The 24934-nt window shown below is 59.6% G+C and carries 24 protein-coding genes; 8 read left to right on the top strand and 16 right to left on the bottom strand.

From position 1 onward, the window contains the following. Positions 1 to 1431 (bottom strand): cytochrome-c oxidase, cbb3-type subunit I, encoded by a 1431-nt coding sequence (ccoN, locus tag AC13DJ_RS09220; RefSeq protein WP_011785264.1) that lies wholly within the window; start codon positions 1429 to 1431, stop codon positions 1 to 3. A 234-nt stretch (positions 1432 to 1665) separates the two neighbouring features. Between ccoN and AC13DJ_RS09215 the strand changes: the two genes are divergently transcribed. Continuing rightward, on the top strand, positions 1666 to 2319 hold the full coding sequence (locus AC13DJ_RS09215) for an alpha/beta family hydrolase (RefSeq protein WP_482933417.1): 654 nt from the start codon (positions 1666 to 1668) through the stop codon (positions 2317 to 2319). Here AC13DJ_RS09215 and AC13DJ_RS09210 read toward each other — a convergent pair. Next, on the bottom strand, positions 2286 to 4160 hold the full coding sequence (locus AC13DJ_RS09210) for a sensor domain-containing diguanylate cyclase (RefSeq protein ID WP_482933416.1): 1875 nt from the start codon (positions 4158 to 4160) through the stop codon (positions 2286 to 2288). The two genes, AC13DJ_RS09215 and AC13DJ_RS09210, sit on opposite strands and share 34 nt — an antisense overlap. A gap of 126 nt (positions 4161 to 4286) precedes the next feature. Between AC13DJ_RS09210 and rlmM the strand changes: the two genes are divergently transcribed. Next, positions 4287 to 5354 (top strand): 23S rRNA (cytidine(2498)-2'-O)-methyltransferase RlmM, encoded by a 1068-nt coding sequence (rlmM, locus tag AC13DJ_RS09205; RefSeq protein ID WP_482933415.1) that lies wholly within the window; start codon positions 4287 to 4289, stop codon positions 5352 to 5354. Between the two features lie 4 nt (positions 5355 to 5358). Here the strand turns inward: rlmM and AC13DJ_RS09200 are convergent, their stop codons facing one another. Continuing rightward, positions 5359 to 5652, bottom strand: a complete 294-nt coding sequence (locus AC13DJ_RS09200; protein ID WP_058340050.1) for an antibiotic biosynthesis monooxygenase family protein — start codon at positions 5650 to 5652, stop codon at positions 5359 to 5361. Between the two features lie 79 nt (positions 5653 to 5731). Here AC13DJ_RS09200 and tusA point away from each other — a divergent pair, with 79 nt between their 5' ends. After that, complete coding sequence (tusA, locus tag AC13DJ_RS09195; protein ID WP_022988009.1) at positions 5732 to 5977, top strand: sulfurtransferase TusA; 246 nt, start codon at positions 5732 to 5734, stop codon at positions 5975 to 5977. A gap of 26 nt (positions 5978 to 6003) precedes the next feature. Here tusA and dsbD read toward each other — a convergent pair whose 3' ends face one another. Further along, a complete protein-coding gene (gene dsbD, locus AC13DJ_RS09190) occupies positions 6004 to 7920 on the bottom strand; it encodes a protein-disulfide reductase DsbD (protein WP_482933414.1) in 1917 nt (638 codons plus the stop codon). A gap of 147 nt (positions 7921 to 8067) precedes the next feature. On the opposite strand from dsbD, the gene AC13DJ_RS09185 reads away from it, so the two are divergent. The 3 genes from AC13DJ_RS09185 to pdxB are packed head-to-tail and all read left to right on the top strand — an operon-like array spanning position 8068 to position 11087. Further along, positions 8068 to 8631, top strand: a complete 564-nt coding sequence (locus tag AC13DJ_RS09185) for an elongation factor P hydroxylase (protein WP_414673917.1) — start codon at positions 8068 to 8070, stop codon at positions 8629 to 8631. After that, a complete protein-coding gene (locus AC13DJ_RS09180; protein WP_022988006.1) occupies positions 8628 to 9911 on the top strand; it encodes a DEAD/DEAH box helicase in 1284 nt (427 codons plus the stop codon). The genes AC13DJ_RS09185 and AC13DJ_RS09180 overlap by 4 nt, the downstream gene beginning before the upstream one ends. A gap of 21 nt (positions 9912 to 9932) precedes the next feature. Further along, positions 9933 to 11087 carry a 4-phosphoerythronate dehydrogenase PdxB gene (gene pdxB / locus AC13DJ_RS09175; protein WP_482933413.1) on the top strand — a complete coding sequence of 385 codons (1155 nt, stop codon included), beginning with the start codon at positions 9933 to 9935 and terminating at the stop codon, positions 11085 to 11087. A gap of 79 nt (positions 11088 to 11166) precedes the next feature. Here the strand turns inward: pdxB and htpX are convergent, their stop codons facing one another. The 3 genes from htpX to AC13DJ_RS09160 form a co-directional block, all read right to left on the bottom strand. Beyond that, positions 11167 to 12048, bottom strand: a complete 882-nt coding sequence (gene htpX, locus AC13DJ_RS09170; RefSeq protein ID WP_058340045.1) for a protease HtpX — start codon at positions 12046 to 12048, stop codon at positions 11167 to 11169. A 93-nt stretch (positions 12049 to 12141) separates the two neighbouring features. Further along, positions 12142 to 12615 (bottom strand): hypothetical protein, encoded by a 474-nt coding sequence (locus AC13DJ_RS09165; protein ID WP_482933412.1) that lies wholly within the window; start codon positions 12613 to 12615, stop codon positions 12142 to 12144. Between the two features lie 12 nt (positions 12616 to 12627). After that, positions 12628 to 13842: a pyridoxal phosphate-dependent aminotransferase gene (locus AC13DJ_RS09160; protein WP_022988002.1), complete on the bottom strand. Its 1215-nt coding sequence runs from the start codon at positions 13840 to 13842 to the stop codon at positions 12628 to 12630. A gap of 248 nt (positions 13843 to 14090) precedes the next feature. Between AC13DJ_RS09160 and AC13DJ_RS09155 the strand changes: the two genes are divergently transcribed. After that, on the top strand, positions 14091 to 14576 hold the full coding sequence (locus AC13DJ_RS09155) for a glutathione peroxidase (protein WP_482933411.1): 486 nt from the start codon (positions 14091 to 14093) through the stop codon (positions 14574 to 14576). 30 nt (positions 14577 to 14606) lie between these two features. On the opposite strand, the gene AC13DJ_RS09150 is transcribed toward AC13DJ_RS09155, so the two are convergent. Further along, complete coding sequence (locus tag AC13DJ_RS09150; RefSeq protein ID WP_482933410.1) at positions 14607 to 16580, bottom strand: ATP-binding protein; 1974 nt, start codon at positions 16578 to 16580, stop codon at positions 14607 to 14609. Between the two features lie 184 nt (positions 16581 to 16764). Between AC13DJ_RS09150 and AC13DJ_RS09145 the strand changes: the two genes are divergently transcribed. Beyond that, complete coding sequence (locus AC13DJ_RS09145; RefSeq protein ID WP_058340040.1) at positions 16765 to 17775, top strand: LysR family transcriptional regulator; 1011 nt, start codon at positions 16765 to 16767, stop codon at positions 17773 to 17775. On the opposite strand, the gene AC13DJ_RS09140 is transcribed toward AC13DJ_RS09145, so the two are convergent. The 8 genes from AC13DJ_RS09140 to AC13DJ_RS09105 form a co-directional block, all read right to left on the bottom strand. Next, positions 17764 to 18729, bottom strand: coding sequence for a GNAT family N-acetyltransferase (locus tag AC13DJ_RS09140; protein WP_482933409.1), 966 nt, complete (start codon positions 18727 to 18729; stop codon positions 17764 to 17766). The genes AC13DJ_RS09145 and AC13DJ_RS09140 overlap by 12 nt on opposite strands. Before the next feature lie 3 nt (positions 18730 to 18732). Further along, positions 18733 to 19884 (bottom strand): ribosomal protein uL16 3-hydroxylase, encoded by a 1152-nt coding sequence (locus AC13DJ_RS09135; protein ID WP_058340038.1) that lies wholly within the window; start codon positions 19882 to 19884, stop codon positions 18733 to 18735. 14 nt (positions 19885 to 19898) lie between these two features. Then, the gene (gene purB, locus AC13DJ_RS09130) at positions 19899 to 21266 is read right to left on the bottom strand and encodes an adenylosuccinate lyase (RefSeq protein WP_474539383.1); all 1368 of its coding nucleotides are present in this window, start codon (positions 21264 to 21266) and stop codon (positions 19899 to 19901) included. Positions 21267 to 21347: 81 nt separating this feature from the next. Beyond that, on the bottom strand, positions 21348 to 21968 hold the full coding sequence (gene hflD / locus AC13DJ_RS09125; RefSeq protein WP_022987994.1) for a high frequency lysogenization protein HflD: 621 nt from the start codon (positions 21966 to 21968) through the stop codon (positions 21348 to 21350). Continuing rightward, the gene (gene mnmA, locus AC13DJ_RS09120; protein ID WP_474539385.1) at positions 21965 to 23131 is read right to left on the bottom strand and encodes a tRNA 2-thiouridine(34) synthase MnmA; all 1167 of its coding nucleotides are present in this window, start codon (positions 23129 to 23131) and stop codon (positions 21965 to 21967) included. The genes hflD and mnmA overlap by 4 nt, the downstream gene beginning before the upstream one ends. 51 nt (positions 23132 to 23182) lie before the next feature. After that, positions 23183 to 23632, bottom strand: coding sequence for an NUDIX hydrolase (locus AC13DJ_RS09115; RefSeq protein WP_474543571.1), 450 nt, complete (start codon positions 23630 to 23632; stop codon positions 23183 to 23185). After that, complete coding sequence (locus AC13DJ_RS09110; RefSeq protein ID WP_022987991.1) at positions 23629 to 24267, bottom strand: pseudouridine synthase; 639 nt, start codon at positions 24265 to 24267, stop codon at positions 23629 to 23631. The genes AC13DJ_RS09115 and AC13DJ_RS09110 overlap by 4 nt, the downstream gene beginning before the upstream one ends. Before the next feature lie 127 nt (positions 24268 to 24394). Beyond that, the gene (locus tag AC13DJ_RS09105; RefSeq protein ID WP_058340033.1) at positions 24395 to 24706 is read right to left on the bottom strand and encodes a cold shock domain-containing protein; all 312 of its coding nucleotides are present in this window, start codon (positions 24704 to 24706) and stop codon (positions 24395 to 24397) included. Positions 24707 to 24934: the final 228 nt, after the last annotated feature.

Genomic DNA, 24934 nt, shown 5'->3' with positions numbered 1-24934 from the left:
TTACGCCGCCTGAACCGCAGCATTATCTTCTGCAACGGCGTCTTTCTGGCGTACGGTCATGTACACGTTGTAGGCCATGATCAGCATGCCGGTCAGGAAGATCGCGCCACCGATGAAGCGTACAAAGTAGCCCGGGTAGGAAGCTTCAAGCGCTTCCACGAAGCTGTAGGTCAGGGTGCCGTCTTCGTTTACTGCGCGCCACATCAGACCTTGCATGATGCCATTCACCCACATGGCGGCGATGTAAAGCACGGTGCCTACGGTAGCCAGCCAGAAGTGAGCGTTGATCAGCGCAGTGCTGTACATTGCCTGGATGCCCCAGAGTTTCGGGATCAGGTGATAAACCGCACCGATACTGATCATAGCAACCCAGCCCAGGGCGCCGGAGTGCACGTGGCCGATGGTCCAGTCAGTGTTGTGGGACAGAGCGTTGACGGTCTTGATAGACATCATCGGGCCTTCGAAGGTAGACATACCGTAGAAGGACAGAGAAACCACCAGGAAACGCAGGATAGGGTCAGTGCGCAGTTTGTGCCAGGCACCGGACAGGGTCATCATGCCGTTGATCATACCGCCCCAGGACGGCGCCAGCAGAATCAGGGACATGACCATGCCTGCGGTCTGTGCCCAGTCAGGCAGAGCGGAGTAATGCAGGTGGTGACCACCGGCCCATACGTAGGTGGCGATCAGTGCCCAGAAGTGCACGATAGACAGGCGATAGGAGTAAACCGGACGGTTGGCCTGCTTGGGAACGAAGTAGTACATCATGCCCAGGAAGCCAGCAGTCAGGAAGAAGCCCACCGCGTTGTGACCGTACCACCACTGCATCATCGCATCGGTAACACCCGCATAGGCGGAGTACGACTTGAAGGCGGTGGCCGGCAGCGCCATGTTGTTACCGATATGCAGTACAGCAACGGTAATGATGAACGCGCCGTAGAACCAGTTGGCAACGTAGATGTGCGGAGTGCTACGCTTCATCACGGTTCCGAAGAACACCAGGGCGTAGCTGACCCAGACAACCGCAATCGCGATGTCAATCGGCCATTCCAGCTCGGCGTATTCCTTGGACGTTGTCAGGCCCATCGGAAGGGTGATGGCAGCAGCCACGATGATCGCTTGCCAGCCCCAGAAGGTGAACGCCGCCAACCCGTCAGACATCAGGCGAGCCTGGCAGGTTCGCTGAACGACGTAGTAGGACGTTGCAAAAAGGGCACTTCCGCCAAAGCCGAAGATTACGGCGTTGGTATGCAGCGGCCGCAAGCGACCGAAGTGAGTAAAGGGCAGGTCGAGGTTGAGGGATGGCCAAACCAGCTGTGCTGCAATCAGCACACCCAGAGCCATACCTACAATACCCCATACCACTGTCATGATGGCGAATTGTCTCACCACCTTGTAGTTGTATGTCAGGTTTGCATTTACTGTGCTCATAGCCTTACCAATGGGTTCAGGATGGGGAATTATGCGGGCGCAAGTATGGAGAAACCGTTAGTTGTTTGCAATGATTCAGGTCAACTCCTGATATCCGTCAAATTCGCCGGATTCCGGAGTTTTACCAGTAAGTTGCAATGACAATCATTCCCGGTTCAGAAGCCCTGAAAGGGCAACAGATACCCACTTGCGCGTGGCCAAATGATACCCCTTCAGAGGTAACAGGTGAACGATGTGAAGCTGATTAAGACCAAAGGCTATGGCAAACAGGCCGAAATGGTAATGATTCTGGCCCATGGGGCCGGTGCGCCGATGGATTCTCCCTTTATGGAGGCGCTGGCCGAAGCCCTGGATGACCAGGGCATTGCCTGTGTCCGTTTCGAGTTTCCTTATATGCAGAAACGCCGGGAAGACGGCAAAAAACGCCCGCCGGACCGGCAGCCGAAATTGCTCGAGTGTTTTTCCGAAGTGGTGGCGGCCGTCCGGCAGGAAGTCGGGCCCGGAGCCAGGCTACTGATCGGGGGCAAGTCCATGGGCGGTCGCATGGCTTCAGTGCATGCCGGCGAAGCCGTGGCGGGTATCCGTGGTGTGGTGTGTTACGGCTATCCTTTCCATCCCCCGGGCAAGCCAGACCGTTGGCGTATTGATCACCTGTCGCAGGTGGCCTGTCCGTTGATGGTGGTGCAGGGTACCCGGGATCCGTTCGGCAAGCCGGATGAGCTGGCAGCCCAGGGTGAGATTGCGGGGATTTCGAAGCTGGTCTGGCTGGATGGTGGTAACCACGATTTCCAGCCTCCGGTGCGGCATCCCGAAACCCAGGCCAGCCTGATTCAGCAGGCGGCCGGCCATACCCGTCAGTTTTTGGCGGATTTTGTCACAGCCTCGTGAGTGCCCGGTGCGCCCCTGACCTGGTCCCGTCCCGCCGCCTTGGCAGTGTAAAGTGCTTCGTCGGCCCGGCGGAACAGCTCCCTGGGGCCTTCGCCCGGTTGCAGGGCGGCAATGCCGGCGCTCAGGGTCAGGCACAGGTCGGCGCCATCGGGTGTTCGGATTACCGTGGTTCGCATGGCCTGGAGGATGGACTGGCACAGAGTGATGGCGCCATCGGGCGTTGTCTCCGGTAACAGCAGGGCAAATTCTTCACCACCAAACCGGATGGCGACATCTCTCGGACGTCTAACGTGGCCGGCCAGGTTGTCGGCTATCTTCTTCAGGCACTGGTCGCCAAAATCATGGCCCCAGGTGTCATTGATCCGCTTGAAGTGGTCGGCGTCGACCAGGGCCAGCGTCAGTGGCTGGCCGGTGCGCCGGGCCTCGGCACAGAGTTCCGGCATGATGTTATCCATGTGCCGGCGGTTGTGCAGCCCGGTCAGGGCGTCGTTGAGACTCAGAGACGCCAGTTTCCGGTTTGCCTGTTCCAGTTCCTGCATGGTGTTGCGTAACTGGGTGGTGCGCTCGTGTACCTTGAATTCCAGTTCGGTCCTGGCTTGCTGTTCGATATCCAGCAACTTCTGGTTCAGCAGACGCCACCGTTGCACCAAGGCGTAGTTCAGCAGCACCACCTGGGCACCGATGGCCGCCTGCATCATGACTTCCCGGGCCTGATAGTCGCCCAGGTGGCCGAAAGCCGCCAGGGCGTACAGCAAGGCACCAACCACCATCACGAGCCAGGCGCCGAGATACCAGAACGCGGGCTGGTAACCCTGGCGCCAGCGAATGGTGGCAATCACCGACAGGCTGGCAATCACCGACAGGGTCAGGAAGGTATTCAGCAGGATGCTTTTCGAGTACGGCAGAATAAAGCTGGCTCCAAGGAAGCCGACTGAGGTCCATGCCAGAATTTGCATGGCCTTTGCCGCAAGGGTGCCGGATTCGATTTCCAGGAAAGAGCCGCCAAACAACACCATGGCCAGGGAACACAGGGCCAGCCCCAGGGGGATCGACTGATTGGCCAGCTCGGTGTTGTCGGGCCAGAAGTACTGGTTAGCCAGCCCGCCCATGGCAAACAGGAACAGGGCCATGGAAACTATGTAGAACGCGTTGAAGAAGTAGTAGCGGGTACCGGAGCTGAAGAACAACACCAGGTTGAACACCGCCAGCACCAGCAGTGCACCGTAAAACAGCCCGTGCACCAGGGTCAGGTGGTTGCTCTCGGCAACGGCTTCACCGGGTGTGACCAGCGACAGCGGCACATTGAGCGCACCGCTGCTGTGAATCCGGAGGGTAATGGCGCGTTCTTCCTGTGCATCCAGTGTGACGGGCAGCAGGTAATAACGGTAATCTATGCCCCGGCTGGCAAACGGGAAGCGGTCACCGGTTTGCAGGGGTGGTTCCAGTTCGGTGTACTGCCCGGGGTTGTCCGGGGTGTGTTGCCAGAAGGTGATTTCATCCAGCAGCGGATAACTGAGCTTCAGAAACCAGAACGCCTGTTGCGGGCTGCTGTTACGGACCGTGAGCGTCACCCAGTACACCGCGTCGGTATGGCTGAACACCAGGTCATGGCCCTGCGCCGCCTGCCATTGCAGGTTCTCGGGCAAGGCGCCCGGAAACTTGGCGCTGTGGGCCGGGTCGCCGGGACGGGCGCTGTAAAAGCACAGGTGATCATTGATGCGCTGTCGGGCGTCTGCGCTGGCAGCATCAAGCACCGTGCAGCGCTCGGCGGCAAAGGCCTGCTCCGGGCCGAACAGGGCCAGCAAAGCCACTACAAACAGGGCACAGGCTCGGTTGAGCATAGACAACATCCCGTAACAGCAAAGCGGGAAGTGTAGCCAGAATAAACCAGAGCGACCGTTAAACAGGTTCAACTTTCGTGGCCGGCCAGGTGCCATTTTCCTGACGGCCCCCGGGAAACACTTTATATGCAACAGATCATGCTGATATGCCGGCCAGGGTTCGAGACCGAGGCAGGTCAGGAACTGACCGACCAGGCTGCGGCGGCCGGTATTTTTGGTTATTTCCAGCCCGGCAAGAACACCGGGTTACTCCGCTTCACCATTGGTGGCAACGAGCCGGCCGAAGAGCTGATGCGCCGCGTGGCCCTGGATAGCTTGGTCTTCACCCGGGACTGGTTTGCGCTGCTGGGCGATTGCGAATTGCCGGCCAGCGATCGGGTAGGGGCGATCCTGGCGTTCCTGAATGATCAGGAGTGGCAGGGCGACCGCTGTGCACGCCTGGAGGTACGGCTGTCGGAAATCAATGACGACCGGGACCTTGGCAACTTCGCCCGCAAATGGGTGGCGCCCCTGTCAAAAGGTCTGCGCGGTGCCGGCCTGTTAAAGGACGATCAGGAAGCCGAGGCACCGGTAAGGCTGGAAATTCTGCTGACGGATTTCAGCACGGCTGTGGTGGGTTACAGCCTGGCCGGCAACCGGTCACCCTTTGTCGGTGGCGTGCCCAGATTGCGTTTACCGGCGTCAGCCCCCAGCAGGTCGGCGCTCAAGCTGGAAGAAGCCTGGAAGGTGTTTCTGCCGAAGGAGCGCTGGCTGGAATACCTTGGCGGCGGCAAAAAGGCGGTTGACCTGGGCGCCGCTCCCGGCGGCTGGACCTGGCAGTTGGTGCGGCAGGGCATGATGGTAACGGCGGTAGACAATGGCCCTATGAACCCGGAGCTGATGGCCAGTGGCCATGTGGAGGCTGATGGCTACGCCTGGCGGCCGAAGCGGGCCGTGGACTGGATGGTGTGCGATATTGTTGATAAACCCCGCCGGACGGCGCGGATGGCGGTGGACTGGATGGGTGAGAAGCTGTGCCGTTACACGGTATTCAATCTCAAGCTGCCGATGAAAAAGCGATACGAGGAATGGCTGGTGTGCCGGGAAATCCTGGTTCAGGGCCTGGAGGGTGCGGGCCTGCATTGCCAGTTGAAGGCCCGGCACCTCTACCACGATCGTGAAGAAATCACCTGTTTTATCGAGCGGCTCGACTAGCCTCTCAAGGCATGGGGCTTTGCTCGAGCACGGTGATGGCCTCATCCTGGTCCATCATCGGTATCAGTTCGGCCATCAGGTTCTTGCGGGTTTCCGAGTGGAACCAGCGTTGCCAGTCGGCTTCGGAGCGCCAGTTGGCCAGGGTGATGCGATGGTTGGGGTCGTGGCTGTCGACCAGGGTTTCGCCGGAAATAAACCCCGGCGCGCCCACCGCCTGTTGCAGCACCAGTCGGGACCGCTCTTCATAGGCAGTTTCGAGTGTTTCGGCAATATGGCGTTCAATCAGAACCCGGATCATTAAAATCTCCTTTATTTTCGATGCTATAAACAATAATTTAGCACTGAATTCTGAAAAATCACGAGAACTTCTGGAGGCAATGTTGGCAGGTTCAGATTTTGACGCGGAACTTGATGCCCGGGGGCTGTTTTGCCCGGAACCGGTGATGATGCTGCACAACCGCATTAACGATGTGGAGCCCGGGCAAGTGCTGCGGGTACTGGCCACAGACCCGTCGACGACCCGCGATATTCCGCGTTTCTGCCAGTTCCTTGGCCATGAGCTGATAGGTGAACACGAGCAGGATGGGGAATACGTATACCTGATCCGGCGCAGCGAAGGCTGACGCCGGCCAGGTCAACGCAAGTCAGCTCAGATTTCCCGGGCGACCTTGTCCAGATGATCCATGAACTGCTCCCTGTCCATTTCTCCCAGAATCCGGGCCTGGCCCAGCTCCTCGCCATTGTTGCGGTAAAACAGGATGGCCGGCGGGCCGAACAGGCCCAGTTCGTCCAGAAGGGCCTGCTGGGCCCGGGTGTTGTCTGTCATATCAATCTGCAACAGGGTGTAGGGCCGTAATGCCTGAATCACATCCGGCTTGCTGAACACGTTGCGTTCCATCACTTTGCAGGAAATACACCAGTCGGCGTAGAAGTCGAGCATTACGGGCTGCCCGGCGCTGCGGGCATCGGCCAGCATGGCGCGAATCTGCTCCGGGTCTTCTACCCGCTCGAAAGGCGCGTGGGCTTCGGCAGCGCCAGCCGCTGACACGGTACCGGCGGTGGCTACAAAGGGATCCAGCGGGCGCAGGGGATCACTGGCCCCGCCAGCCGCGCCGGCCAGCAAGGCCAGGCCGTAGGCAAAAAACACTAGGCCGAAGCCTTTGCGGGTGCGCTCCCAACCGGCCCTGGCGGCATCAAAGGCGCCCAGTTGCACGCCGGTGATGGCAATCAGCAGACCCCAGAGCGTCAGCCCGGCCCAGGCCGGAATCAGCCGCTCGACCAGCCAGATGGCCACGGCCAGCAGCATCACACCATAGAAGTGTTTGACGGTAGTCATCCAGTGGCCCGAGGTAGGCAGCAGCTTGCGCCCGCCCACGGCTACCAGGATCAGTGGCACGCCCATACCCAGGCCGAGGGACAGCAGGGCAACGCCGCCGATGACCGGATCCTGGGTGGTGGAAATATAGAGCAGGCTGCCGGCAAGGGGAGCCGACACGCAGGGTGAGACAATCAGGGCAGACAGCGCGCCGATACCGAACAGGCTCAGTACCCGGCCGCCGGTCATCTTCTGGCTGGCATCGTTCAGGGGCTCCCGGATAAAGCGCGGCAGCTGGATTTCAAACATGTCGAACATCGACAGGGCAAAGACAACAAACATCGCCGCAAAGACCCCGAGCACCCAGGGCGATTGCAGGTGCGCCTGCAGGTTGAAGCTGGCTCCCAGCAAACCGGTGATCACCCCGGCGGCGGCATAGGTAATGGCCATGCCCAGCACATAACTGCCGGACAGCATTAGCGCCTGGCCGGTGGAGCGGGTGTTATGGCCCGAAACCATGCTGGAAATGATCGGCACCATGGGCAGCACGCAGGGGGTAAAGGTCAGGCCCAGCCCCAGCAGGAAAAACAGGCCGGCAATCATCCAGATGGTCTGGCTGGAAAGGAAGCTGGCCAGGCCGCTGGCGCTGGAAGTGTCTGCCCCCGGAACAGAGCCCGGGCCGGAATTGGTGCCGGAAGCGCTGCCACTGCTGTTGCTGGTTGCGGCAGCGGCGGATTCACCACCGTTTCCGCCTGGATAATACAGCACATCCCGGGTCTGTGGCGGGTAGCAAAGACCGGCTTCCGCACAGCCCTGGTAGGTCACCTGGAGTTCTGCTTCGCGGACACCATCCGGCAGGTTTACCGGCACCCGTGCTTCTACGGGATCAAAGAAGACTTCCATTTCACCGAAGAAGTCGTCTTCGGTCAGGGTGCCCGGCAGGGAAAAATCGGGTTCTCCGAGGGTGACACCCTCGGTGACGGGGTTAATCCTGATGCGGGACTTGTACAGGTAGTGTCCGGGGGTGATGTCCCAGGACAGCACAACAGCGCCCTGATCAGTGGAGAAGTTGAAGGGCAGGGCTTCATCCACGGGCAGGAAGTCACCGTTTCCGCCGCCGAACAGGGAGTTTCCGGAGTTGCCGAAAGCCTGCGCGGGCGAGGACGCCAACAGGCCCAGCATGGCGAGCAGGAGCAGTGCAGGCAGCAAAAGGGCGTGGCGGCGGATACCGGGGTCAGAGAGCGTTGTCATGAATTCGTGATAATCCTGTGTCGTAAATGCATGAAGTCGTTCTGCCAGGGGGTGGACACGGGGGCCCCGCTAAAGTTCCCTCTGGTATTGGCCGGAGTAAAGTCGCACAATAGCCAACCGATGAACCACAATCCAGACGATCTTATCATGCTGTTCAATGACCTGTTCCGGGAAAGCTGCCGGACGCTACTGGTCAGGGGCAGCGACGAACCGGAATACATTCCTGCCAGTGAGCCCGAGGGGTTTGCCCGGGTGGTTTTTGCCCACGGATATTTTGCCAGCGCCCTGCACGAAATTGCCCACTGGTGTATTGCCGGTGAGCACCGCCGCACACTGCACGACTATGGTTACTGGTATTGTCCGGACGGGCGTACCCTGGAACAGCAGCAAGCCTTCGAGAACGTTGAAATCCGGCCCCAGGCCATCGAGTGGCTGTTTTCGCTGGCGGCCGGTTCGCGGTTCCATATCAGTGTGGACAACCTGGCAGGCGACGGCGCGGCCGACGAACAGGCCTTCCGGCGTAACGTTTGTAAACAGGCTGCGGATTACCTCGAGCATGGCCTGCCGGAACGGGCCCAGCAGTTTTTTGACACACTCAAGCAGTTCTACAACACTTCAACCCGCATCGGCCACGACTGGAACTACGACAAGGTTCGCATAGCGCCGGCGGGGAATGAATACCTTAAATCAAGGACAGCAGACACTCTATGACATCTGAAATCAAACATACGGGCGACCTACGCTTCGGTGACCTCAACCTGGATCAACGCCTGCTGGATGCCATTACCAAAATCGGCTTTGAATACTGCACGCCTATCCAGGCGGAAACCCTGCCCTGGACCCTGGCCTGTGAAGACCTGATCGGCCAGGCCCAGACCGGCACCGGCAAAACCGCGGCCTTCCTGATTACCGCCATCCAGACCCTGCTGGAAACCCCGATCGACGAGAAAGACCGCTTTGCCTCGGAACCGAGGGTCCTGGCCCTGGCGCCGACCCGTGAACTGGCCATGCAGATTGCCAAGGACGCCGAGCAGCTGTGCCAGTACACCGGCCATAACGTGGTGACCGTGGTAGGCGGCATGAACTACGACAAGCAGCGGGAACAGCTGCAGAACGAAATCGTGGACATCCTGGTGGCTACCCCGGGCCGGCTGATCGATTTCCTGGGCTCCCAGGATGTGTTCCTGGACCAGCTCGACATCCTGATCCTGGACGAAGCAGACCGGATGCTCGACATGGGCTTTATCCCGGACGTAAAACGCATTATCCGCAAATGCACGCCCAAGGATGAGCGCCAGACCCTGCTGTTCAGCGCCACCTTCAACCAGGACGTACTGAACCTGGCTTCCATGTGGACCCGTAACGCCGAGTTTGTGGAAATCGAGCCGGAACAGAAAACCGCCGAGCGGGTTGAGCAAACGGTCTACCTGGTGTCTGACGACGACAAGCTGCCAGTACTGGTGAATTACCTGAAGCGTCCGGAAGTGGACAAGGCTATTGTCTTCGCCAACCGCCGTGATCAGTGCCGTGACCTGGAAGAAGACCTCCGTAACCAGGGCGTTAAAGTTTCCCTGATGTCCGGAGAAATTGCCCAGAACAAGCGCCTGAAAACCCTGGACCAGTTCAAGAAAGGACAGATCCAGGTGCTGGTGGCAACCGATGTGGCGGGCCGGGGTATTCACGTGAACGGTGTCACCCACGTGTTCAACTATAACCTCCCGGAGAACGCCGAGGACTACGTGCACCGGATCGGTCGTACCGGCCGGGCAGGCAGTACCGGTGTTTCGGTGAGCTTCGCCGGCGAAGAAGATGCGTTTGCGCTGCCGGAGATCGAGAAATACATCAGCCAGAAGCTGAAGACCGCGGTGCCGGACGAGGGCCTGATGGCTGCCATGGAAAATCCGCCGATCACCCGCAAGCGCGGAGGTCGCCGGCCTCAGGGCAACCGTGGTTCCGGTGGCCGTGGTGGTCCGCGCCCGCGCCGCAACTGATCGGGAACCCGGAGACAGGTTATGTTGATCGTTGCAGATGAGAATATTCCGTTACTCGATGCCTTTTTCGGGGATATCGGGGAGATTCGCCGGGTTACCGGAAGAACCCTGACCCGGGACCAGGTGGAAGATGCCGACATCCTGCTGGTGCGGTCGGTAACCCCGGTCGGGCCCGGGTTACTGGAAGGCACCCGGGTAAAGTTTGTCGGTACCACCACCATCGGCACCGATCACGTGGACCTGGACTGGCTGGAACAGCAGGGCATTGCCTTCGCGGCTGCCCCCGGCTGTAATGCCAGCAGCGTGGCGGAATACGTGTTGTCGGTGCTTTCGCTGTTTGCCGAGCGCCAGGGGCGTGATGACTGGAGCTCTCTGAGTGTCGGGATTGTCGGCGTTGGCAATGTTGGCGGAACCCTCGCCCGGGTTCTTGACCGGCTCGGTTTCGAGGTTCGGTTGTGTGATCCGCCGAGGCAGGACGCCGAGCCGGAGTCAGACGAAGCCTTTGTGAGCCTGGCGGAAGCGCTGGAGTGCGATGTCGTCACCCTGCACACGCCGCTGACCCGAACCGGTGCCCATGCTACCCACCATATGATTTCCTCAGCGGAGCTTGCGGCACTTCGGCCCGACCAGCTGCTGATCAATTCTGGCCGTGGCGAAGTCATCGATAACCAGGCCCTGAAACATCGCCTCGAACAGGCTGATGCACCACTGGCAGCGCTGGATGTCTGGGAAGGCGAGCCCCGTATCGATCCCGAACTGGTGGCGCTGACCTGGCTGGCGACGCCCCATGTTGCCGGTTATAGCCTGGAAGGCAAGGTTCAGGGCACAGAGATGATCTACCAGGCTCTGAGTCAGTTTCTGGGGTTGCCGGTGCGCAAGAAGGCCGGCCAGTTTTTGCCGGAACCGGCCATGAGCAAGGTCTCGTTTACCAGCAATGCCGCCGAGGATGCGGCAATCCGCATTGCCCTCCGGGCTTGTTATGACCCCCGCCAGGACGACGCCCGCTTGCGATTGGCGATGACAGGAACCCCGGAAGAGCGGGGCATGGCTTTTGACCAGCTGCGCCGGGACTACCCGGTACGGCGGGAATGTTCCAGCCTGAAGGTTCAGCTCAAGGGCAGTAGCAAGTCCCTGCAGGACAGTTTCAAGGCCATCGGTTTCAAGCTGAAAATCTGACCAGGATGCTTGCCTGGTTGACGAAAGGCAGAAGGGGCGCATAGTGCGCCCCTTCTTCGTTATGGCCTGGCTGACCCGCTTATAGCTTGGCGTTTTGCAGTGCGGCAATCCGGTCTTCCAGCGGCGGGTGGGTCATGAACATGGCCGCCAGGCCGGAGCGGGCTCCGCGGTTGATACCGAAGGCCTGCAGGGTATCCGGCATCTGGTCCGGCACCTCGCTTTCCTGTTTCAGGCGGGCCAGGGCATTGATCATGGCGCCGCGCCCTGCCAGCTGGGCGCCGGCAATATCAGCCCGGAATTCCCGGCGACGGGAGAACCAGAACACAATGGTACTGGCCAGGATACCCAGGACAATTTCCGCAACGATGCTGACCACAAAGAAGCCAAGCCCGTGACCATTTTCGTTCTTGAAAATCACCCGGTCGACAAACGAGCCGATCACCCGGGATGCGAAAATCACGAAGGTGTTCACCACGCCCTGAATCAGGGTCAGGGTCACCATGTCGCCATTGGCCACGTGGCCGATCTCATGGCCCAGCACGGCCCGGATTTCATCCTTGTTGAAACGGTGCAGAAGGCCTTCGCTGACGGCGACCAGCGAATCGTTCTTGTTCCAGCCGGTGGCAAAGGCGTTGGACTGGGACGCCGGGAAAATCGCGACTTCCGGCATGCCGATGCCGGCATTCTTCGCCAGTTCCGCGACGGTATCCACCAGCCAGCGCTCGGCAGGGGTGCGGGGCGACTCAATCACCTGCGCCTTGGTGCTCCACTTGGCCATGGGTTTGGAGATCAGCAGGGAAATGATCGCACCGGCAAAGCCGAAGACGGCGGCAAAGGCCAGCAGGGAACCGTAATCAATGCCTTGCCCGGCCAGGTAACTGTCGACCCCGAGCAGGCGCAGGGTAAAGCTTGCCACCAGAATAACGGCCAGGTTAGTGGCCAGAAACAACAGAATGCGCATAGAGTTTTCCTGTAGTGACGTACGCTGAATCGTGTTGGCTGTCTGACCGTTATATGTGGCCCGGGTTCACTGCTTCAAGATCCTTACCGCGATTTAATGCAGCCCTTCGGCACTGAAATCCGTAAAGAAAGCGGCCTGGACGGCCAGGCTGATACGGGTGGAACTGCCGTTTTTCAGGGCGGCCCGAAGCAGGTGGATATAGGTAGACAGGTCCTGCTGGACTGAGGCCGGAAGGTTCGCTTCCTCGGGCAGGGTATTCAGCTTCCGGGCCAGTGATTGTGGTGCTGGTGCGCTGAGGCGAACGAAGGCTTCCCGGGTCAGCACCGCCTGGTCCAGGGCTTCCTGGCGGATGGTGTCGACATATCGCAGCAAACCTTCTTCCTGCAGCCACAGCAGGGCGCCGAAGCAAGCCATGTGGCGTTTGCTGTGCAGCCCGAATTCGTCCGGCTCATCCGGGCCGGCAATGTCTTCCACAAACAGGTTGGCGCGCCTGGGGAAGGCAGCGTACAACTGCGCCAGGGCGATGGCTACGTCCTTGTAAAATTCCTCGACATGAATGTCGGCCATGACAGATCCCGATTATTGACGGTAGTGTTCCAGGAAGTTGGCCAGCCGTCCCATGGCGTCTGCCATGGTGTCCTGGCGGGGCAGGAACACCACCCGGAGGTGTTGCTTGTCGTCGATGTTGAAGGCGGAACCCTGTACCAGCAGGATTTTTTCCTGCAGCAGCAAGTCCAGCACCAGTTTTTCATCGTTGGCGATGGGGAAGTGCTTTGGGTCCAGCTTCGGGAACATGTACAGGGCGCCCTGAGGCTTCACACAGCTGACGCCCGGAATGTCGTTGAGCATGCGCCAGGTGGTTTCGCGCTGCTCATAGAGCCGTCCGCCGGGTGCCACCAGGTCGTTGATGGACTGGTAGCCGCCCAGGGCGGTCTGGATGGCCAGCTGGGCCGGCACGTTGGCGCACAAGCGCATGTTCGACAGCATCTCGATGCCTTCGATCAGGTCCCGTGCCCGGTGCTTGGCGCCGCTGATGATCATCCAGCCGGAACGGTAGCCGGCAGCCCGGTAGTTTTTCGACAGGCCGTTGTAGGTAAAGAACAGCACGTCTTCGGCCAGGGAAGCGATGGACGTGTGCACGGTGCCGTCGTACAGAATCTTGTCGTAGATTTCGTCAGCCAGGATGATCAGGTTGTGCTTGCGGGCCAGTTCGATCACCTGGTGCAGCAGCTCATCCGAATACACCGCGCCTGTGGGGTTGTTCGGGTTGATCAGAACAATGGCCTTGGTGCGGCGGGTGATCTTCTTCTTGATGTCGTCGATATCCGGGAACCAGTTCTGCTGCTCGTCGCAACGGTAGTGCACCGGCTTGCCGCTGGACAGGGTGACGGCTGCGGTCCACAGCGGATAGTCGGGGGCCGGTATCAGCACTTCGTCGCCGGTATTGAGCATGGCCTGCATGGACATCACGATCAGTTCACTGACGCCGTTACCCAGGTAGATGTCATCGATGTCTACCCGGGGAATGCCGCGCTGCTGGCTGTAATGCATGACCGCCTTGCGGGCAGAGAACAGGCCCTTGGACTCCACATAGCCCTGGGCCTGGTGCATGTTGTAGATCACATCTTGCTGGATCTCTTCGGGCACATCCAGTTCGAAGGCGGCCGGGTTGCCGATATTGAGCTTGAGTACCCGGTGGCCTTCTTCCTCGAGCCGACGCGCCTCACGCAGAACCACGCCACGAATTTCATAACATACGTTGTCAAGTTTGGCGGATTTGAAATAGTTCTGCATGGCGTGATGCGTCCTTAACGAAAAACGGGAAAAGTTTCCGGATAACGGAAGCTTACTATTCTAGCGGAGGGATGTACCGGGGTAACAGGGGCAATTGTGACCAATTGTGGCGAATTACCGATTGATCACTGGAAGGTTGCCCGCCGGAAGTGCCAACTCTGTCCCGAAATGCCGTAAAAAGGGATGGTTGGACACAACCAAATTGCGCACAATGCGAACCCGCCCATTCAATACAAGGCAGTCAAACCATGCCGGACGCAACCATTTACGATTTCAGCGCCAAGGATATCAAGGGTAATGAAGTATCGCTGGCGGACTATCAGGGCAAGGTATTATTGATCGTCAATACCGCCTCCAAGTGTGGTTTTACGCCGCAGTTCGAGGGCCTGCAGAACCTGCACAGGGAGCTTGGCGACAAGGGCTTTGAAGTGCTGGGCTTCCCCTGTAACCAGTTCCTGAGCCAGGACCCGGGTGATGAAGATGCCATTAGCCAGTTCTGCTCCCTGAATTACGGTGTCAGCTTTCCCATGTTCGCCAAGATCGAGGTGAACGGTGAAGGCACCCATCCGCTTTTCCGGTTCCTGAAAAAAGAGGCCAAGGGGCTGATGGGCTCGGAAAAGGTTAAGTGGAACTTCACCAAGTTCCTGGTGGACAGCAACGGCCAGGTTGTTCGCCGCTATGCGCCTACCGCCAAGCCGGAAGAAATCCGGGCGGATATCGAAAAGCTGCTCTGATTCCGGCGCCACTCCGGGCTCTGCCGGCAACTACCCGGCCGGCGGTGCCCAGCGGCTGATAATGGCCCGCAACTCATCCCGCTGGTAAGGCTTGGTCACATAGTCGTTCATGCCGGACGCCAGGCAGTGTTCCCGGTCTCCCTGTAAGGCATTGGCGGTTACCGCTATAACCGGAAGATCCGCCCATTTCGGGTTCTGCCGGATGGCACGGGTAGCCTCGAAACCGTCCATCACCGGCATCTGGCAATCCATCAGAATGATGTCGTAACGGCGGCTTTCCAGTGCCGCCAGTGCCCGTTCACCGTTCTCTGCCAGGTCTACCCGGTGCCCGAGTTTCTTCAGCAGGCCACTGGCAACCAGCTGGTTTACCCGGTTGTCTTCCACCAGAAGGATCGATAAAGGCCGGTCGCTTGCCCGTTCCGTGATGGCTTCCGGGGCCTGAGGTCTGGTGTCCGCTTCTGCCACGGCCAGCGGCAAGATGACCGTGAAGTGAGTGCCGGCCCCTTTGCTGGAATCCACCAGGATACGCCCGTGCATATGCTCAACCAGCTGCCGGCAAAGGGTCAGCCCCAGACCGGTGCCGCCATAAAGCCGTGTTGTGCCGGTATCGGCCTGGGAGAAGGGCGAGAAAATGCTTTTCAGCCCCTGCTCGGACATGCCAATGCCTGTGTCGATCACTTCGATACGCAGGCTGCCACCGGTCCAGCTGGTGCGTACTTTCACACTGCCGGTGTCGGTGAATTTGATGGCGTTGCCCAGCAGGTTATTGATGATCTGCCGGGTGCGGGTGGGATCACCCAGAAAGCAGGCGGGTAAGTCCGGATCGGTTTCGCTGATCAGCTGGATCTGTTTGCCTTCGGCCTGTTGGCGATGCAGCGTGGTGCATTCGTCGATCAGCTCGCGCATGCTGAACGGTATGGTCTCCAGGCTTAGCTTTCCGGCCTCTACCTTGGAAATGTCCAGGATGTCGTTGAGCAAACCAAGCAGGTTTTCCCCGGCATTCAGGGCAATTTCCAGGCGATTGCGCTGGCCCTGGTCTTTTTCACTTTCCAGCGCCAGCCCCAGCATCCCAAGCACGCCGTTCAGGGGGGTGCGGATTTCATGGCTCATGCTGGCCAGGAAGTCGGCCCTGGTGCGGGCACGCCGTACCGCATCTTCCTTCGCCTTGACCAGGGCCCGGTTACCCCGCTGAAGGGCGTCGTTTTTCTCGGAAATTTCCCGGGTCCGGTCCGCAACTTCCTGTTCCAGCTGGCTGGAATAGTTCTTCATGGTAGCTTCAGCCGTTCGCAGTTGCGAAACGCTGTTGTCCATGTTTTCCAGGTGTTCATTGATAATGCCCACCATGGTGCCGATCTCGTCTTCCCGGTGGTTTTCCGGAACCGGCAGGCGAACTTTTTCCGGGGAGCTGGCGTTTACCTGGCTCAGGGCGTTGATTACGTTGAGCATGGGGCGGGTGAGCACAAAGTAGAAAATGGCCAGCAACACCCCGGATAACGCCAGGCTTTTCAGTAGCCCGATAACCAGGGTGTAGGTGGCACGCTCAAGGAACCGTATGCCGTAGTGGTAGGTATCGATGGTCACCACCAGCTGGCCCAGGGGCAGGTCTGCCAGCTGGGGTACCCGAAGGTTTTCCCGGAACACCCGGTCTGCGCCGAACAACAGGTCGCTGGCCCAGCGGTAGCGGGATTCCGGGCTGCTTTCGCTGGAGGCCGACATGGTCTGGCCTTCGTTATCGATCAGCCGGGCATCGATGGCGGCCGGGTGCTGCAGCAGGCCGTCGAGGAGTTCATCGGCCAGCCGCATGTCTATGTTGTAGGCAATCTGGGACGCGGGGCTGTGGCTGGTTTCAATCAGGGCTTGGACTTCCCGCTCCATGGAATCGCGGGCGTCAAAATAATCCAGGGTAATCTGGATCAGGTTCAGCACCAGGCCTACGGCCATGGCAACCAGAACGGTGTCCCGGGTAAGGCGGTAGGAGAGCCGTTGCCTGAAACTTTTGAACACGGTGGTGGTGGATCCCTGGATAAGCGCGGTGTTTTGCGCCAGAGCGTAGCAGAATTCTCCGGGTCAGTCCGTTAACCTGCGTAACCGCATTGGCCATTCATTTAATGAATCATGTGATTCCTGTATATTGAAGCGGTGAATAGTCGGCCGGTTGTCGGGCCGAGAACCCCTGATGGAGTTGCCCATGGATATTTCCCGCGTAGACCTCAACCTGCTCGTATACCTGGATGTGTTGCTGCGGGAGCGCAATGTAACCAAGGCCGCCAACCATCTGGGCATTACCCAGCCGGCCATGAGTAACGGCCTGCGCCGCTTGCGGGACTTGTTCGGCGATCCCTTGCTGGTTCGTACCAGCGAAGGCATGACCGCGACTGAACGGGCCCGGGAGCTGCAGCCCCTGGTGCGGGGGATCTTGTCGAACATCGAACAGGCGGTGCAGGAAAAGACGCCGTTTGCGGCCCACGACAGCCAGCGGGTGTTCCGGATCATGGCCAGTGACTACGCAGAATCCTGCCTGATGCCGCGGGTATTGCGGCGGATTCGCCAGGAAGCGCCCCATGTGACCCTGGATGTCCTGACCCCCAGTGATGTCAGCTTCCTGGACGTGGAGCAGGGCCGGCTCGACATGGCCATCAACCGCTTCGACAAGATTCCCCAGTCGTTTCACCAGAAAACCCTCTGGACCGAATACTTCGCCTGCCTGATGAATTCCCACAATCCGATCCTCAAGCAGCCGTTCACCCTGGACACCTATCTGGAAGCCAGCCATATCTGGGTCAGCAAAACCGGTTTTGGTGTGGGTGTCGGGGTAAACCCGAAAGATGTCCAGCGTTTGGGGTGGGTAGACGAAGCCCTGGGGCGGATGGGGCGCAAACGCCAGATTTCCGTGTTTACCCGCCATTACCAGGTGGCCATGTTGCTGGCCGAGCAGCACGACCTGATTGCAACGCTGCCGTCACGGGCGGCCTGGCTGCAGAAAGATAATCCGAATCTGGTGGTGAAGGTGCCGCCGTTCGAAATCCCGCCGTTCGAACTGAAAATGGCCTGGAGCCCCTTGCTGCAGCACAACAGTGACCATCAGTGGTTGCGCCGGCTGATTATTGAAGTGGCTGAAGAGGTGGATGAGGAATTTGCGCCGTTCGGTGCCCGTTTCGAATCGCCCCAGGCAATCTACGGGCAACACTCAGAGCGGTAGTTCCCGCAGTTCCATGGATGGGCGGGCGGCGTCCCACATGCGCTGGAAGGATTCTTCCATCAGTTTGACCCGGCCTGATGCAGCGAAGCCTGCAAAGCCGTCGGGTTTGTTGAAGTGGTGGCGGTACAGAACCCCTTCACGGTCAACCAGCATGAACGGCTGGTCTTCCATCGGGTAGTCGGCGTTTACCAGCCTTAGCTCCATGCGGCTGCTCAGGCGACGCATCAGCTCAACCAGCTGGTGCCGGCGTTTCACCAGGGGTTTGTCGTCGTGGATCAGCAGGCGGACTTCGCTCAGGCGGTGTCGGCGGGCTACCGCAGAAATCAGTTCCCGCAGCCGGTAACGGTCATACAGGTCGTGCTCCAGCAGGTTGTCATACAGCCACAGGCGCTGGCCGGCCTGGCCCACCAGCGAATCCATCAGGCCGAGCATGGTGGCTTCGTCGTGGAACAGCCAGCTCTCGGTGTCGGCCCCGAGAATCAGCGGTTGGGTGCGGTCAGCAAGTGCCTGGTGGGCCAGCGAGGGTGCCAGGCAACGCATATCCAGGTGCGGGATGCCGGCGTCATCGTAGGGCTCGGAGCAGATGTGGAAGCCGAAGCGCCCGTAGAAGCCGGTGGCGTGGTTCTGGGCTGATAGCCGAAGTTCCTGGAAGCGCCCGGCTGATTCCGCAATCAGGTGCCGCAGCAGCGCCTCGCCCACACCTTGGCCACGGTATTCCGGAAGCACAGCCATTCGCCCGATAAAACCGGTTTCTTCCATGGTGGAAAACAGCCGGGCCGTGGCCATGGGGGTATTGGCCTGATCGACTGCCAGGTAATGATCGGCAATCTCGTCAGTGTCGTCCCACTCAAGCTCCGGCGGCACCTTCTGCTCATCGATAAACACCCGCTGGCGGATGTCGCGGATGGAGGCAGGGGCCAGTTGCCAGCTGTATTTGCGAAATCTCGGAGTCATGGCTTACTCGAAGTACAATGAACCCTGGTTATACAGGTTGGTCAACAGGCCCAGCAGGGCCTCGTCACCGGCAAATTCGGCCAGGGCCGACATATCAATGCGGGCTCCGGCACACAGCAAGGGCGCCAGTGGCTGGGCATCGCCTTTCAGCAGGTATTGCTCACCATCCACAAACAGGGCGGTTTCACCAGCCAGTTCATGGTAGGCAAAGCGGGAGCCTTCGTTCCAGCGCAGCTGCTCGCCGGCGCGGATGGCTTCCGCCAGGTCTTCTGCTTCAGCGGGTTCCTCTGCCGGCACCACGATGTCCATGCTCTTGGGAGCGGTGGTGAACTGGCCGAACCACAGGGCCAGGTTGCGGCGGTCGCCCAGCTGTTCGCGGATTACCGTATCCAGCCGGTCGATAACCTCCGCACCGATGGTGCCCGGGTTGTCCTGAACCTGCAGGTCCGGGTCGTCCAGGTGTTCGGCGGCCTTTTCTTTCTGGCTCAGGAAATCGGTAAAGCTGGTCAGGATGTCGTCGATGGTGGGCGCACGAAAACCAACCGACAGGGTGATGCAGTCGTCTTCCGCCACACCGTGGTGGCCGATACCCGGGGGCAGGTACAACATATCGCCCGGTGCCAGTGTGACGGTTTCTTCGCCATCCCAGCTGCTCAGGATACGCAGGGGCGTGCCTTCTACCCGTGGCGATGCATGGTCGCAGTGGCCGCCAAAGGTCCAGCGGCGATGGCCCTGGGCCTGCAGCAGGAAGACGTCGTACATGTCGTAGTGAGGGCCAACGCTGCCACCTTTCGGGGCGTAGCTGGCCATGATGTCATCCAGGCGCCAGTTGGGGACGAAACGGAAGTTGTCGAGCAAGTCGGCAATTTCCGGTACCCAGTGGTCCAGGCCCTGAACCAGCAGGGTCCAGTCCTGTTCCGGCAGGTCGCTGAAGCGATCCGGGTTGAACGGGCCGTTGTGCAGTTGCCAGGGTTTGCCGGCATCGTTCTCGATGACGATGCGGGATTCCACCGCTTCTTCACAAGCCAGGCCGGCCAGTTCGTCCGGGCTGACCGGGCACTGGAAACCGGGAAATGCCTGACGGATCACCAGGGGCTTTTTCTGCCAGTAATCCCGCAGAAATTCAGAAGCTGTCAATCCGCCAAGCATGTCCATGGTGTTGCTCCCGTTTAAATGTTGCCGGCCTGTTCGACGGCATTACCGATGTAAGTGTCCGGAGTCAGGTTGCGCAGTTCGGCCTTGGCTTCTTCCGGAATTTCCAGGGTCTCCACGAAATTCTTGATGACTTCCGCGCTCATGGTTTTGCCGCGGGTCAAGTCCTTGAGTTTTTCGTAGGGCTTTTCGATGTTGTAGCGGCGCATCACGGTCTGGATCGGCTCGGCCAGTACTTCCCAGGCGTTGTTCAGGTCTTCGTTCAGGCGCGCCGGGTTGATTTCCAGCTTGCCCAGGCCTTTCAGGGAGGCTTCGTAGGCAATCAGGCTGTGTGCGAAACCAACGCCCAGGTTGCGCAGTACGGTAGAGTCGGTCAGGTCACGCTGCCAGCGGGAAATCGGCAGCTTGGCAGACAGGTGGCCGAAGATGGCGTTGGCGATGCCCAGGTTGCCTTCGGAGTTTTCGAAGTCGATGGGGTTCACCTTGTGGGGCATGGTAGAGGAGCCGATTTCGCCGGCCACCGTCTTCTGCTTGAAGTAACCCAGTGAGATGTAGCCCCAGATGTCCCGGTCGAGGTCGATCAGGATGGTGTTGAAGCGGGCAATGGCATCATACAGCTCGGCAATGTAGTCGTGGGGCTCGATCTGGGTGGTGTACGGGTTCCAGTCCAGGCCGAGGCTCTCGACGAACTCTTCGGCGTTGGCGGCCCAGTCTACATCCGGATAGGCAGACAGGTGGGCGTTGTAGTTGCCCACGGCACCGTTGATCTTGCCCATGATTTCCACTTCACGAATCTGCAGCAACTGACGGCGCAGGCGGTAAACCACGTTGGCCAGTTCCTTGCCCACGGTCGTGGGAGAGGCGGTCTGGCCATGGGTGCGGGACAGCATCGGCTGTTCGGCGTGTTCCTTGGCCAGTGCAGCCAGCTTGTCGACCACCTTTTCCATGCCTGGCAGCAGGCCATGGTCCAGTCCTTCGCGCAGCATCAGGGCGTGGGACAGGTTGTTGATGTCTTCGGAGGTGCAGGCGAAGTGCACGAATTCGGTCACTGCGTGCAGCTCGGGCACATCGGCGATCTTTTCTTTGATCAGGTATTCGACCGCTTTCACATCGTGGTTGGTGGTGCGTTCGATTTCCTTGATGCGCTCGGCATCGGCCAGGCTGAATTCGCTGACCAGCTTGTCCAGGAAGGCATTGGCTTCGGCAGAGAACGCCGGCACTTCGGTAATGGCCGGGTGTGCGGCCAATTGTTGCAGCCAGCGGATTTCGACGGTTACCCGGTTACGGATCAGGCCGTATTCACTGAAGATGCTGCGAAATACGCTGACTTTACTGCCGTAGCGGCCATCGACCGGGGAAATAGCGGTCAGGGCGGTGAGTTCCATCGAAAACCTCTCAGTTCATCAAAGAAAAATCGGATCGGGAAAATATGAAGGCGTTAATGATACACCAGAGGACGCTGCGAATCAGCGCAGCAGCTCCCTGGCGTGCAGGATCACTTTCTTGCGCTTGAAGATCAGTTGCCAGCGGTGGCCGCCACTCTGGCGCCAGAGTACAGCCGAACGGATGCCGGCCAGCAGCAGGGCACGGACTTTGTGCTGGTTGTCTTCCCGCTGCAGCATGTTGGGGTTACCGCTGACCTGGATGCGCGGGCCCAGGGTACTGATGGTGTCGCTGTATACGGATGCCAGGTTGCTCAGCAGGTTGCTGTGGGTGTAACCGAAATGGCTGGCGGTGTGGCGGGCCTGCTCAATGCGGTTGCCGAGTACATCCATCACATCGCCCTTGCGCTTGAGCTTGGATTCCAGGTGAATCAGGTTCAGCACATAGCGCAGGACCTCTGCATCCTGCGGACGGGCTTGCTGGGCGAATACGGTCGACAGCACCTGCAGGCCATCGCGTATGTCGGACAACTCGCCACCGTAAACATCCAGCGTGGTCTCAGGATCTGTGGCAAACAGCGAGCGGATGCAGGTTTCCATGGCCGCTTCGTTGCAGTAGCCGGTATGGGCAATTTCCCGCACCAGCGCGGCTGCCTGAAAGATACCCGCCAGGGCTAGGGTCTGGTCGTGCAGGGAACGGCTCATGCGTCGGCTTCCGCAGCCAGGCGGGCGGGCAGGGGTTCGCCATCGCGCCAGGTTTCTTCAATCACGCCGCCGCCGAGACAGACTTCCTCCTGATAGAACACCACGGATTGTCCGGGAGTCACCGCCCGCTGGGCCTCGTCAAAGACCACCTGCACGCCACCGTCGATAACTGTGACTTCGCAGTCCTGGTCCGGCTGGCGGTAACGGGTTTTGGCCTTGCACCGGAACTGCTGCGCCGGCGGTTCGCCTGCGACCCAGTCGATGGCGCCGGAGACCAGGCCCCGGGAAAACAGCAGCGGGTGGTTCTTGCCCTGAACGGCGATCAGCACGTTGCGGGACAGGTCTTTTTCTGCCACGTACCAGGGTTCATCGCCAAACTCCGCCAGGCCGCCAATGCCCAGACCCTGGCGCTGGCCAATGGTGTGGTACATCAGTCCCTGGTGCTTGCCGATCACCTTGCCGTCCGGCGTTTCAATGTTGCCGGGCTGGGCCGGCAGGTATTGCTTCAGGAAGTCGGTGAACTTGCGCTCGCCGATGAAGCAGATACCGGTGGAATCTTTCTTGTCGTGGGTTACAAAACCCTGGGCTTCGGCAATGCGGCGAACTTCCGGCTTTTCCAGTTCGCCCACCGGGAACAGGGTGCGGGCGATGCGGTCGCCGGAGACGGCGTGCAGGAAGTAGCTCTGGTCTTTGTTCGGATCCAGTCCCTTCAGCAGTTGCGCTTTGCCACTGCCATCGTTGAGGGGGCGCTGGCGGGTGTAGTGGCCGGTGGCAATGTAGTCGGCGCCCAGGGTGACGGCATAATCCAGGAAAGCGCGGAATTTTACTTCCTTGTTGCACAGGATGTCCGGGTTCGGGGTGCGCCCTGCGCTGTATTCGGACAGGAAGTGCTCGAACACCCGGTCCCAGTATTCGGCGGCAAAGCTGGCGGTGTGCAGCTTGATACCGATGGCGTCGGCCACCGCCTGGGCATCGGCCAGGTCTGTCATGGCAGTGCAGTACTCGGTGCCGTCGTCTTCATCCCAGTTCTTCATGAACAGGCCTTCCACCTGGTAGCCCTGGTCTTTCAGCAACCAGGCAGCTACGGAGGAGTCCACGCCGCCGGACATGCCGACGATCACGCGGGTGTTCTGGGGAGTCTTGGGTTCTGCAGTCTGGGTCATTGGTTTTCCGGGTTACCGCTGAAAAGGGGCGATTTTACCATCTTGTGGCGGTTACGTCTGTCCGTCGACCACCACTTCAAGGGGGAATCGCCGGCCGTTTCGGTAATCCTCGATGCACTGCAGTACCAGCGGGCTGCGTAGCCGGGTGCCCAGGTTGCGGATTTCGTCCAGGTTAAGCCAGTGCGGGGCGATAATGCCGGTATCCAGCTCGGTGGTGATTTGCCTGACGGCTTTGGCGGCGTAACAGAAGCGGTAGTAGGTAACGCCGTTGGCCGGGGCCTTGTAGGTGTAAACGCCAAGGAAGGACTCCGGCTCAACCTGCCAGCCGGTTTCTTCCAGTGCTTCGCGCCGGACTGCATCCAGAATGGCTTCGCCTTCCTCGATATGCCCGGCAGGCTGGTTGAAAACGACCTTGCCGTGGCTTTCCTCTTCAACCAGCAGAAAGCGGCCCTGTTCGTCTTCGGCCACAACGGCCACGGTGGCATGGGGTTTCCAGGTCATTTTCGGCTTGGCCTCCTGTTGGTAGTGCGGCGCCCGGGCCTGGCCCTGCGCGGGTTTTGTTTGCCGGCCGGCGGAGTGTCTGGCAAGTGAATGGTTTCAAGGCGGAAATGGCCGGGTTTCAGGCCGTCCAGTGTCCAGTCCCCTATCCGGTAGCGGATCAGTCTCAGGGTAGGGTAGCCCACGGCGGCTGTCATGCGCCGCACCTGCCGGTTACGGCCTTCGGTAATGGTGAGTTCCAGCCAGCTGGTGGGGATGGATTCACGGTAACGCACCGGAGGTACCCGGGCCCAGACATCCGGTTCTGCCATCCGCCTGGCGCTGGCGGGGCGGGTCAGGCCGTCTTTCAGTTCGACACCGCTGCACAGTTGTGCGATTGCATCGTCGGAGATCTCCCCTTCAATCTGGACCCAGTAGGTTTTCGGCATTTTGTTGGTGGGGGAGGCAATCCGGTGCTGCAGCGCGCCGTGGTTGGTCAGCAGCAACAGGCCTTCGGAGTCATAGTCCAGCCGGCCGGCGGGGTAGAAACCGGGCTTTTTAATCCATTGGGCAAGGGTTGCGCGGGGTTGTCCGGCGCGGTCATCGGTGAACTGGCTCAGCACCTGGAAAGGTTTGTTGAACAGAATCAGCTCGGCCATGCACGGTTCCTGTTGGTAATACGGAGGAGTGGCAAGCCTAAAGGATTCGGAATTCCGGAAAAAGCACAAAAAAACACGGCCTGCCGGCTACCCGGCAGGAATCGGGGAAATAATCGCCGCGACTGTCTCAGCCGTTAACAGCTCTCGGAGGATACCCCGAGTGGCCTGACAGCCCGCTATCCGGGGACTCGCCGCCTTGCCTGGACTCCTGGCCCGGTTCCCGCTTTGCTGGCGCTTCATCGGGTACGATGTTGATGGCGTGAACGCCTTTTTCGACCGGCTTTTTGTCGAAGGTGACCGACTGGCCCGCCTTCAGGGTTTTATAACCCTCCATCTGTACCGAAGAAAAATGGGCGAACAGATCGTCACTGCAGCCGTCTTCGATAATAAAGCCGTATCCCTTGGCGTTGTTGAACCATTTGACTTTGCCTTTTGGCATGATGAACTCCCTTGTTCCCTGTCTGTCTTATTATTGGATTGAGCGTTGTGCGTGTGTTGCTTCTGGTTACATAAGTCTTGTGTTTATTTACATTGTTTTACAATGCAGGTTAACTCTCTGCCAATCCGGCGTCTGAGTCAAGAGTTCTGACGGGGTGAATGAGTGGTTGAAGCAGGTCTGGAAGCTGTATCATGTCCGTATTGATAAATAACGCACGCTTGCTCCGCT

Source organism: Marinobacter sp. L-46 (assembly GCF_056859535.1).
The sequence above is the reverse complement of the archived record's forward strand: the minus strand, read 5'-3'. Positions and strand labels throughout refer to the sequence as shown.